The organism is Gordonia zhaorongruii, from assembly GCF_007559005.1.
GTDB classification, from domain to species: Bacteria; Actinomycetota; Actinomycetes; order Mycobacteriales; family Mycobacteriaceae; genus Gordonia; species Gordonia zhaorongruii.
Genome location: NZ_CP041763.1, coordinates 2,806,197 through 2,818,212, shown reverse-complemented (window position 1 = coordinate 2,818,212; position 12,016 = coordinate 2,806,197). Strand labels below are relative to the sequence as shown.

The following is a 12,016-nucleotide window of genomic DNA, read 5'->3' as shown; positions in this document are numbered from 1 at the left end:
CGATATACTTTCATCGCACGCCTCCTTAGCTCAGTGGTAGAGCACTCGCCTTGTAAGCGAGCGGTCGTCAGTTCAATCCTGACAGGGGGCTCAGCCAGATCCCCTCCGGTGTGTCGCCGGAGGGGATCTCTGCGTTGCAGGTGTTCGATGTGTCGTGCGTTACCGCTCCGGGTGCCCTGCGGAAACGGGCCGGGAGGGCGTGAACTGCAAGGGTTCTCTCAGGGTTCGCGGTCACACGGGTTCAGGTTCGAACGTCTCCTTCTCGACTTCGCTGAAGTCGAGCATGCGCTCGAGCAGGGTGATGGCGCCGCGTCGTGAGAGCTCCTCGTGGTGCGCATCGTTGTAGGAGCCTCGAAGGCAGCCGAAACAGGACGTTTCCTCGCCGCAATCGCAGTTCTGCACGCGTTTCAGTGATGCAGCCAGGACTCGAGGAAACTCCCGGACTATGTTCCGGGACGCGCCGGCTCCCGCCGGAACTGTGTCGAACAGCACGATGGACCTCTGTCGATTCGAGTACGACAGAGTGGCGTCGATGTCGTCGCGGCTGATCTCCAGCTCTTCGGACGCGCCTTCCAGGAGTGCGTACATCAGCGAGTACAGATCGTCCCGGGGGACATTGGTCAGAGCGTGCGAGACGACCTCTGCGGAATCGGTCTGGTACCGGTGCCCGAGACTGCGGATGGCGAATCCGCCCGAGCAGTCTTTGCCGGTGAGCACGTTCTGGTGGGCGAACCCCTTATCGCCTTCCTTCGGCTTGGCCCACCCGCACAGTTGGCACACCATGAAGCCGGCCCCGACCCCGTACGACACCACGCACATCCGGGCTTTCACACCGGCGGTGGCGCTGGTGGGCTCATTGCCCTTCAGTCGTACGGTGAGGCGCGATTCGCCCGGATCCTCGACGAACGACTGGCCGCCGGTCCGGCGCTGCGGTGGCGCGGAGGAGACTTCCTGGACATCGGGTTCCACCAGGAACCCGAACTCCGGAATGATCATGGTCCGCTTCTTCGACGGATCGAGTCGGGAGTCGCACACGTCGCACGCGGTGACGTCCTCGAGTTGCAGAGCCGTTCGGACGGCATCGCAGTTGGAGCAGATCAGGTACTCGCGCGTCTCGAACGACTTACCGGGAGGGCACGCGAGCGCCCGCGAAGTCCAGATCTTGCCTGCCGCCACCACCTGGTTTCCGGGCGCGTAGTCGCGGATCGCCAGGGAGAGGTCGCGGTCCAGTTCCAGTTTCACGCCCGCCGGATCGGAGGAGTGATTGGTGCGAAGCGACACCGTGTCGACGGGGAAGCCGTACTTGGGCAGTACGTTCTTCTGCGCCAGTGAACCGATGAGCGGACGACCGCTGATGGTCTTGAGCGTGTACTGGAGGTGCCTCGCGAAGCCGAAGTTTTTCTCATTCGCGGCCTCGTCGATCTTCTGCTCGATGAAATCGTTCTCGGCTTGGTACTCGGTGGCGATGCTGTGCAGGTCGTCCACGAGGGTGCTCACCCACGACTGGTCGTTGAGACCGAGCTCGTGGTGCAGTTCGATCGGAACCACGCGCGCGATGGAATCGTCGACATGACCGGGTACCGGATCGAGGAACGGTTCCACACGGCGCCAGAGTTCGAGGGGCCGTCCATTGTCACTATGGGACCTGAACAGGTCGTCTATCGAACGCAGCGAGATCCCGTCGTCTTCGGCGAGGTGCCGGAAGAACGCCGCGAAGACGATCGAATGGACATGGCGGCGCGCGATGCGTTCGTTGAGTATCGGCACCCACGGCACGCGCATGGTCCCGTTGATCATTCCGACAGGGTCCTGGAAACGAGTGAGGTCGCGCGAGCGTCGTTGTGCGAATGTCGTCACGAACGCCGCGGAATCGACGCGCCGGCCAGCGCGTCCCGCGCGCTGCACGTAGTTGGCGGTTCGCGGCGGCATGTTCCGCAGAACCACCGCCTGCAGATCGCCGACGTCCACGCCGAGCTCGAAAGTGGTGGAGCAGGACAGTACGTTGACGTCGCCGCGAATGAAGTTGTTCTGCACATTCAGCGCTTCTTCGGAGGTCCACTGCGCGGTGTGCTCCATCGCCGCCATCGGTGCGAGGCTGAGTGTCCGGTACAGGTGCCGGTAATGATTGTCGTCTTCTGGTCCGGCCTGCGGAGGCATCGATTCGAGTCGGCCCACGCAGTTGAGCGTCGGGCAGACGTCGGCGGCGTTATGCGCCGTGATCGCGCGGCATCGATCGCACTGCCACCACTCGCATCCGTCGGCGGTGCGCAGCTCGAGCATCAGATGATTGAGTTGGTGGCGTCCCGCCGTGGGGCTGTTGGGCAGCAGCCACGACACGCCGGGCCCACCGGCTCGTGCCGGGGCTTCCAGCACGGTCCAGATCCGCCGCAGCATCTCTGCCGCCTCGGTCTCCCGCCCCTGTGTGGCGAGTACGCGCTGGAGGTAGTTCAGCCGCTTGTTCGTTCCGCGTGTGGGACTCCAGGAGAGGACTCTGTTCCGCCGGTCGGAGGCATCGGGCTTGAGTGAGACAGCGCCGTTGCGCGGACCGAAGCGACTGTCTTTGGCGTCCACGCCGTCCGGCATGGTGATCGCTCCCTGCCGCCTGGTCATCGACGCGAGCTGCTGGAGGAGCGCTCGCGCTCCGTGCTCACCGAAAGCGTCGGTGAGGGGCTTGGGTACAACTGCGGAGTCGTCGATCCGCATGGCCACGTGCATCACGCCGAGGCCCTCGAGGGACTGACGGATATCGGTGCCGACGAGGTCGGACATTAGCCACGTCGCCACGTCGCGGTCGGTCTCGAACTTGGTGGCGGTGGGCAGGAAGAGATTGGCCTTCGTCGCGATCGTCTTGCTGATGCTGACGAGATCGGAGACGCTGGCGGCCTCTCTCCGGAAGTACTCGGACTCCAGCGCCATCGCGAGCACGCGACGCTCGATGAGCCGGGAGTACGTGGTATTGAGGTAGGGCGCCGCGTAGGCGGCGGCCTGACGTGAGTCGCTGAACATCAGGAGCTTGCGCCCCTCTCCGATCAGACTCGCCGACTGGTCGCGCGCCTTCGGAAGCTGTTGGTAGAGCGAGGTGGTCACGACCGCCGATGGTGCGTCGCTGCCGAGATCCAGGCGCCGCACGAGGTTCGGCTTCCGACTACCGCAATGAGCGCAGGTACCCAGTCCTTTGGCAGATGTCTGCAGGGCGAGGATCGGGCGCATATCGGCCTGGCCGCAGTTGTCCTGGCATGGGACGTTTCCACTGGCGGTGAGGAATCCGCATCCGGTGCACACCCAGTTCTGCTTGGCTGCGCGCTCCTTGACCTCGTCATCGAGAGTCGCATCGTCCTCGTCCACAGTCACCGAGTCGCCGTCGATGAGGGAGAACCACCGCGCGCGGGGGTCCCTAGGTGTGACCGGAAGGAGTTTGCTCCGCTGTTCGTCGATGTGACCGGCGAGGTGGACGGTTCCGCACGTCGTGCAGGTGGCGAACTCGAAGACAGCAGCCGCGCAATCGGGACATGTCTCGTGCCGCGACAGGTGGACGTGCGGACCCGTCGGCGATAGACAGGTGTACGCGCCCTCGGTGGCGCGGACGAAGAAGTGGTACCGCGCGGCGAGTACCGGGTGCCCGTTGTCGAGTTTGACGCCCGCCGAGAGGCGGACGATCCCTTCGAGGCCCGCGAGCGCGTCATCCCGATCGGGCCACAGTTCTGCGGCGATCGCGTGGATGTCATCGGGTGCGTTGACGAGGCGGTCACGCAATGCGACGACCGTGGACTCGTGGTCGAGGGCAGCCGCCGCGGAGTCGTGCCCTGACAAATCGACGAGGAGGTCGAGGTCCGGCTCGTCGGAGGTGGTGATGCCCCAATCGTCGACGGTCCCGTCGAGAACGCGGAACAGATCGTCCGGGTGCAGCGTCCAGTCGCTGTCGGTAGTGTGCGGCAGCCGCTCCGCGTGGACCACGTCCTGCCGATCGGGCGACGCCTCGTACTCGAAAGTCGTGTTGAACAGTTTGGATGCGAACGTCGTCACTTCCTCGGTATCGCCGTCGAGCGACGCCGAGGTCGCGATGCACTGCAGCGGGAAGTCCGGGGCGACGCGGTCCTGGAGGCGGCGCAGGAGGAGCCCCACCTCGGCGGCCTGAGCGCCGTCGTAGACGTGAGCCTCGTCGAGTGCGATGGATCGCCACGTCTGACCCGACGCGGACTCGAACAGCGCGGTGTCCCGGGGGCGGAGCAGCAGATACTCGAGCATCGCGTAGTTCGTGAGCAGGATGTGCGGAGGCGACTCCTGAATCTCCTCCCGGCTCAGAAGCTCGTTGGGAAGCCGCTTCTCGTCGGGGTTCAACGAGCGGAAATTCGCCAGGGCCTCGTCGCGAGTTTGCTTGGTCTCACCGGTGTACCTGCCGAAGGTGATCTCGGGGTACTGGGCGAGGAGCTTCCGTAGTCTCTTGAGCTGGTCGTTGGCGAGTGCATTCATCGGGTAAAGGAGCAGGGCTCGAACACCGGGGCCGAGCGTCCCGTCCGTGTGCTCGGATGCAAGTTGATTGAAAATCGGCAGCAGAAAGCTCTCGGTCTTGCCCGAGCCTGTTCCCGTCGTGACGACGATGTTTCGTCCAGCAGTCGCCTTTCGGATGGCACTTTCCTGGTGCCGGTAGAGGGGCCGGTCGAGAGGCAGCTCCGGACCGCCCAGCTTCACGAACCCGGGTGTGAGTACCCCCTCGTCGATGAGGTCCTGAAGTGTCGCACCGGGCGCGTACGGGGGCATGATCTCGAGAATCGGGCCCTTCGTGAGCGACGTCGTCGAGTTGACGACGTCGCGGAACCGAGACGCCAGATCGGGATCATTGGGCGACAGGATGCTGGTGATGTACCGCTTGTAGCCGCTCTCGATGGCAGATGCGGTGGCGAGAGGGTCGAGAATCTCATTCACGGATGAGACTCCTTTCGGGAGTGCTGACGAGCGGGGCGAGTAAGCGGTCTACGAGGGCGACGCTGTGGGGGTCGAACTCGGTGTAGGGGAACTGTCCTCTGCCCGCGAAGAAATGATGGGCTGCGAGTCCGTCGGCGATGACGACGTCGATCATCGCTTCGAGAGGTTGCAGCCGTGCGAACCGGCTCCATGTCTTACGCAGCCGGGCCGCGTCCGACCGGCCCTCTGGTTCGAGGAGGCGTCGGGCTACCAGCCTGGCGTACAGCGCCAGCCCGAGGCTGATGAATGTCGCGCAGGCCCAGCCGTCCTCCACCGGATCGACCCCGTCGAGGTATTCCGAGCGGATGTTGAATTCGTCGCGAAGAGCGTGGTATTTCCTGATCGCCATGAACGGCGCGCGCTTGTCGTGGGCCGCCACCGTGTTGAGGTCGTGCAGGAGTTCTTTGCTCACCTCGTCGCGACGCTCGAATAATTCGAGGTAACTCTCGTACCTCGCGGATGCATCAACGAGGCCCCCCGGAATCAGTTTGCGGTCTTGGAGAACGCTGCGGAGCGTGTCCGGGTCGATCCGCACGGAGCCGCTGTCGATGTAGGTCTTCGTCGCCTCTGGGTCTTTGCCTTCGGCGAGAATGCAGCGAAGGCTGGAGCCGCCGACCTCCCCGATGCGCTCGAGCAGTACCGTGCGGATGTCATCGGCCTGCGACGGGATATCCGCGATCGTGAAGAGCATGTCGAGCCAGGCTTCGGGAACTGCCTCATGACGGCGTGTGGGACCGGCCGGGTCAATCAGTCCCCTGAATACGAGTCCTGATCCGACGAACTGCGCGACCTTCTCGCCGTTGGGCAGGTTCGCTTCGGCGAGGGAGCGCGCAGCCACCCGGGGCCGTGCCGTCATCACTTCGGCGATCGCTTCGTAACGGCTCCGGTCGTGTGCGTCGAGCTCCAAATCGAGGAACGCCAGGGCGGCCCAGGCTTCGGGAGTCGCGGCGTCGAATGCGGGGAGGTGGTTCTCACCGCTGAGGAACTGCGAGACGAGGCCCTTGCCCGACGAGGTGAAGTCGCCACGACGATCCAGTCGAACGCTGCGGTTGTCGGGGAACCGGGCGGGCGGCACAGGATCCCACGCATCGCTGACATGGAGAGAGACTCGGAGATTCCCGCCGTCGCGGACAGAAGCAGGCAGGTCTGCGCGACCGTCCTCGACCGGCACTGACATCGGTTCGAGCCACGGACGGTCCATTTGCCACACGTGGCACTCGAGGTGCTGATCGGTCGGCACGTTCGACACCACGATGGTGTTCCCGTCGAGCTCCACTTTGTGGTCGTGGCCGAGAGTGCTGAACCTGATCAGTGGCGCAGGGTACGAATCGCCATCGGGGTAGCGGAGGAGCACGCGGAGTTCGCCGAACTGGCACGTGCGTGCCGCGTGCGCGAACTCGTCTGTCTTGACCGCGAGCGCGCCGCGGGCACGCGAATCCTGCAGCGAGCAGCGGTGTTGCACAATATCTGAGCCGTTTACCAGTTCGATGTCCGCATCGACGCCTTCGGGGACACCGCGAATGGACAACGTCGCGTGATAGAACTCGTCCGGATGCCGACTGATCCGGCGGTCGGACCACACCGGAATGCCGCCGACCGGCGTCATCCGGAACTCCAGTCGCGGGGGCCGGATCCGCACTTCGTGTCGTGTGTCACCGAGACGGAGCTGGAGATCCTGGTGCGACGTGGAGCCGTTGAAATCGATGTGCCCGGTGCCCACCTGCAGTGCCGGTTCGGAGTGCTCGATGAACGCGGTGATCGGCGTCATCTGGTCGTCGTCCGGAATCCGGTAGTCCTCGCTGAACGAGACGGTCAGTCCGTCGGCGAGGAACAGGTCGGTCCTGAAGCGAGCGGAATCCGGGCCGGTGACCAGAATTTCGTAGGGACCGAGGAGCGGCGGTTCGCCGGCGAACAACTCGCGGCTCTCGAGCTCGGCAGGCAGGTACTCGTCCTGGGTGATCCACTCCGACGAACCCGATCGGCGGTACTGGACCGTCCACCCCGACGTATCGGTGTCGCGCAGTGGCGGCAGCAGGACCCACGGCCTGGCCTGACCGAAGACGGGAAGGCCCCGGTGCGTTACTCCGTCGAGAGGGAGAGCCTCACCGTCCGTCAGGTCGAGCGTGGGAAGCGGACGGGTGCCGACTGCGATGTCGACCGGCCGTGCGGAAGTGCTGGACGACAAACGGAATGTCGTCGCCTCGGAGAGGTCCCAGGTCTCAAGGGTCCAGCCGGACCAACCTTGGGGTGGAGGGAATTCGCCGCGGCGCACCGGTGCGGCTCCGTCGTCGCCTGCGATCGACAGCGTCTTCGGGTATAGGAGCGCAACCTCGTCGCGCGGCAGACGCTGGCTGCTGGGAAGGTGGTCGCCGTTCACCGAGAACGCGATCAGGGGTGATTCAGCGTCGAACAGCCGCATCTCGATCGGGTGCTCGAACGACGGGTGGGACACGACCGCGCGGCGGACGGGCGCATCCAGGATCACATCGACCCCATGGTCGCGGTCGAGGCGTCCTGGGGAGACGTGACGAACGTCGGAGTCGAGAGTGATCGCCCACTGCTTGTCCGCGTAGCTCGACGGTGCCGGGAGCCGGATGATGACGGAGTCGTCCGCACCGAGATGCAGCGTTGGCACGGACCGTGATCGATGCCGCTTGAGACGGACCTCCTCGCCGACGTCCATGCGGTGGAATGCGCCTGCCAGCGCGTCGCGGACCAGAGGCGGGAGATCGTCGTCGCCGAGTGCAGCCGTGACGGCTGCACCGTCGAGCGTGGGATCCTCCGCGACCTTAGAGACGACCCCGACGAGCACCGTGAGGTAATCGGTGGCTTTGGGGCCGCCGTGGCGGATGAACGATCGGGCCGGCGCGGTCAGGCTGTGGAGGAGAACTTCGTGGCTCGGTTCCTCTATCCATTCCCGGAACGGACGGTCTTCGCGGTTGTCCACGAGTGCCACGTACGACATCAGTGCGTTGAGGAGTGCGCCGAAACTGGACGCCGGGATGCCTGCGTGCACGGTGAGACGTTCCACGTATCGTGCGGCGGGCAGGCCGGAAAGCGGGTCGAGGCCGAACTTTTCGATCAAGCCCATGACTGCCTGCCGTAAGGCGTTCTCGACGGCGTCGTTCTGCTTTGCCTTGATGGCCTGGAAGAAATGCGACCAGTAAGTGTTGTTCTCGAACTCTGTCGATGCGACGCCGACCAGGGCGGCCAGCGTACTGGCCGGGAAATGGTGGACGAATATTTTCGTCGCGGTGCGCCGGGCCTGGGAAGTTGCGAAGCGCACGCTGTACGCGTCGAGTAGTCGATCGAGTTCATCGTCGGTCAGATTCATCTCGGCGGCCAGGGTGGCCCCCTCGAAACGGTGTACGAGTGCCTTCTCCCAGGTCTCCAAAGGATCGGTCGACGCTGGCAGGTCGCCGCGCGTCTCCACCTCCGGTTCCGGGGGCGACACCGGAACCTCTGCCTCGGGCGGTGCGGTATCTGACGGTTCAGCCACCGATGGAGTGGCTGCGGATGGGTCGGCTGCAGGTGCGGGAGGTAGCTCCCGGGCATCAGGGGCGGCGATCGGGCCCGGCGCGTCGGCGGTATCCGCAGCCGTCCCGTGCGGCAATCCGAGGTCCTCCGGTGCGAGTTCCTCCCGCACGAGGAGCTCCTTGAGCTCGGCCGGATCGTGAATACCCAGCCGATGCCACGTCGGGGTGGTCCAGGTGCGGTCGCCGGCGTCGCCGCGGTGCGGTCGTGAGTACGCCTGCCCACGGGTAGCGAGGAGCCGATTAACCGTTGCCGGCTCGGTCCCGATATTCGCGGTCAGTTGGCTCGACGTGATGCCGGGCTGCGCGGTGATGAGCGACAGCGCACGATCGCCGATGTCCGCTGCCGCCGAGTGACTCTCGAACCGGACGAACTGCCCGTCGCGAAGGTTCCACCCGGGTACGAGGAACCCCAGCGCCTCGGCGAGGGTGCAGTCCTGCATCGGCAGTCGCCCCAGCAGCTGCGGGTGTGTCTCGGCGACGGCCGCAACCTCGATCGGCGTGTCCTTTGCGATGAGTGGTTCGAGCCACTGCGTCAGCTCGTCATCGAGGATCGAGCTGTACGCCTTACCGGTGATTGACTCCAGGTAGCTGGAGACGTCAGAGACGTCGACTGTTTCCGCTACGAATCTCTGGGCCCGCTCCGGAGAATTCCGGCCGATCCCGACGTGCGTGATGAGGTAGCAGTCCAGGGGGTGCAGGTGGAAGAACTTGGCCGCGAAAGCCGCCAGAATGGGGTCGCTCGGCCACTGCTGCGCGCCCACGATCGCCGAAGCGAGATTGACCTGGGCGAGAGTCTGGTGACCGCGACGGATCGCACCGCGCGTGCTCGATGCGAACGCGTCTGCTGCCGGGGACGCCGCGATCTTCGAGAACGGGATGGTCGTCGACTGCCCGTCCATCGAGAGTGGGAACAACGAGGGAACCAGCGGGTACAGGCGGCCTGCGGCGTGATCCACGGATCCGCGGAATGTGGCCGCGATCTCCAGGATGGTGTCGATCCGCTCCTCGTGCGGGGTCAGCACAATTGGCCGGCCGCCGTCCACACGCGCGTTCTCTTCGACGAGATGCCATTCGGGAAAGGCCTGTTCCCAGGTGATTCCCCGGCCCCTCGGAGCCTCGCCGGTGAGAGTGGCGTCGATGGGGGCTGTCATGATGCCGTCCCGGGTACGGAACCGGTCGGCAACAGCTCCGAGGGAGTCTTCCCGGTCGAGACGAACAGCTCGTCGCGTGCTCGGGACGACGCCACATACAGAAGTGACCGCTCGCGTTGGAGAATCGCGTGCTTCTCCTCGTCGGAGATGCGATTGGACTTCAATTTGCCGGGGAGCGTGCGCTGCGAGACGCCGGCGAGCGCCACGTACTCGAACTCGAGACCTTTGGCGCTGTGCATGGTCATCACGTTGACGCCGTGTCCAGTCTTCTCGGACACCGTGATTCCCCGCTTCTCCAGGCCGTCGGAGATCACATCGCAGTCACTTCGGTTGTGAGTGAGAACGCCGACGGTGGCGTCAGGGGTTTGCGTCAGCCACGCGGTGATCTTCGCGGCGATGGCGTCCAGCTCCTCGGAGAGGCTCTCCTCCCGGACGATGACGGGCTCGGGTCCCGTACGAGCGGAGTGGTACCCGGCGATCGAGTCCGTCTCGCCTGACGTGTCGGTGTACTCCTCCTTGCCGAGGATGCTCATCGCGAAACGCAGTGTCTCGGACGTGGTCCGGTAGTTCAGCGTGAGTCGCGTGGCGCGTCCCACAATCTTGATGTCGAAGTGCGAGAGCCGGATTGCGTGCCCGTATATCCGCTGGTGGCTGTCCTCGGAGATGAAGATGTCGTTGGCGCCGGATTCGACGAGAGCCCGAATGAGGCGCCAATGACCGGCATGGAAATCTTGTGCCTCATCCACGATGACATGATCTACCAGGCGTTCTCCGCCCTGGTCGGCACGTGCATCGAGTGCAGCCGCCGCTAAGGATCCGATCACGGGGAACGTGTGCGTGTTCGCGCTTGTCGTCATCGCCAAGTAGGCCTCGATGACCGACCAGACCGCCAATCGGGCTTTGCGGTTGAGTGCGGTCCCGCGCCCAGCGCGGTTGGCCTTGAGGTACTGGGACTTGGTCGTCACGCCACCTGCGACGACGACGGTCTCGAACTCCGCGGCGAGGAACTCCGGTGTCCCGGTCATATCCGTGGGCGCATTGGCGGCCCGCTCATGCGCCTCGGCCCAGAAGTTCCCGTTCTCCGGACTGACGAGCGGCTTCGGAACAGACCGCAACGGGCTCCCGAGCACTGCCAGTCCCGCCGTTTCGAGCTCCGCAGTGGAGGCCTGACTCAGGACTGCTCGGGCCGCCTTATCGATGCCTGACACTGCGATCCCCGTCTGCCCGACCTTGCGCGTGACCGGCAGCGTTGGGTCGAGAACGGCCAGACTCGATACGAGGTTGTCGGCCAAGGACGTGGTGAACGTCGTCAGGAAGACTCGCCGACCACCGGCCTTGGGCGTCATGCGACCGATCTTCTCGCGGTAGAGGGCCCTCGTGCGGTGCAGTGCCACAACGGTTTTGCCGGTGCCGGCGCCACCGGACACGCGTCCCGGTCCCGACAGCGGACGATTCGCGACGCGCCGCTGCGTGGGATGCAGGAACGTCGTCCACGCCTCGAAGTTCCCAGAGTCGATGATCGCGCGGAGCTCGTCCTCGGAGATGGACGTGAACTCCATCTGCGAGGCCGGCTTGTCGAGAGCGCGCAGGATGCTCTCGTCGTCGCTCTCCGCGACGGGCACGTCGCCGTGCAGCCCGAGATCGGTCTTGACGTCGGACACCGACATTCCGGCGGCGATCCCGATGAGCGCATCGCGCTCCCACGGCGAGGCGAGGTCGAGGATTTTGTCCAGCTGGTCCGCGGTGTCCGCGGCGAGCGCCCGTTCGAGAATCGGCAGGTTGATGCCCAGCTCGGCTTCGAGGGAATCGACTGTGTGGCCGCCGGCGACGAAGACATCCGCGGGCGATGTGGCCTCAGGTGAGGGGGCCGCGGCCGCAGTGTTCGCAGCCGGGGCTCCGGTCGCCGGGCTCTCGGTGACCGTCTCGCTGTCGGGTGCAGGTTCGGTCGTGGCGGCGTCCGCGGCTTGTGCGAGTGCCTTCGCCGCCGCCTCCTCGGCCTTCCGCTGTGACGACTGCTTCGGGGTAGCCGCAGCTTCCTGGTCGCGCAGCAGGGAGATGACACCGTTGATCGGGTTCACCCGGAGCGCGAGTCCTTCGGCGACCCGGTACGCCTCGTCGTGCGGGTAGGTGCCGACGTAGATGTAGTGCGGCTCCTCGCCACCGTCGATCTTGAACACGAGGAACCGGAACTTGTCGTTGACTCGGACCGATCGGATCCGGCTGTCGACGCAGTTCTGGATCGGCTCCACGTGGGCGCCTGCGGTTGCATCGTTGGTCTGCAGCTTCTGCAGCGCGCTGAAGACACGAGCCTTGATCGACCCGTCGACGTTGTCGTCCTTCTTCATCAGGGTGATGGTCGCCATGGTC

General features: G+C 65.1%; 3 protein-coding genes and 1 tRNA gene. 1 reads left to right on the top strand and 3 read right to left on the bottom strand.

The annotated features are described in order from the left end of the window. The first annotated feature begins 19 nt into the window (after positions 1-19). Positions 20-91 (top strand) — tRNA-Thr (locus tag FO044_RS13020). Positions 92-231: 140 nt separating this feature from the next. Here the strand turns inward: FO044_RS13020 and FO044_RS13015 are convergent. Genes FO044_RS13015 through FO044_RS13005 form a run of 3 tightly spaced genes read right to left on the bottom strand, consistent with a single transcriptional unit; the run spans position 232 to position 12,012 of the window. Then, entirely contained in the window at positions 232-4,923 is a 4,692-nt protein-coding gene (locus tag FO044_RS13015; RefSeq protein ID WP_143965793.1) for a DEAD/DEAH box helicase, read from the bottom strand. Next, positions 4,916-9,649 (bottom strand): hypothetical protein, encoded by a 4,734-nt coding sequence (locus FO044_RS13010; protein ID WP_143965792.1) that lies wholly within the window; start codon positions 9,647-9,649, stop codon positions 4,916-4,918. The genes FO044_RS13015 and FO044_RS13010 overlap by 8 nt, the downstream gene beginning before the upstream one ends. Continuing rightward, positions 9,646-12,012: a 3'-5' exonuclease gene (locus FO044_RS13005; protein ID WP_143965791.1), complete on the bottom strand. Its 2,367-nt coding sequence runs from the start codon at positions 12,010-12,012 to the stop codon at positions 9,646-9,648. Before FO044_RS13005 ends, FO044_RS13010 begins: the two co-directional genes overlap by 4 nt. Positions 12,013-12,016 lie beyond the last annotated feature (4 nt).

Excerpts from the sequence above, each read along its gene's own strand:
- FO044_RS13010 (WP_143965792.1), bottom strand. The coding sequence starts at position 9,649 with ATGACAGCCCCCATCGACGCCACTCTCACCGGCGAGGCTCCGAGGGGC.
- FO044_RS13005 (WP_143965791.1), bottom strand. The coding sequence starts at position 12,012 with ATGGCGACCATCACCCTGATGAAGAAGGACGACAACGTCGACGGGTCG.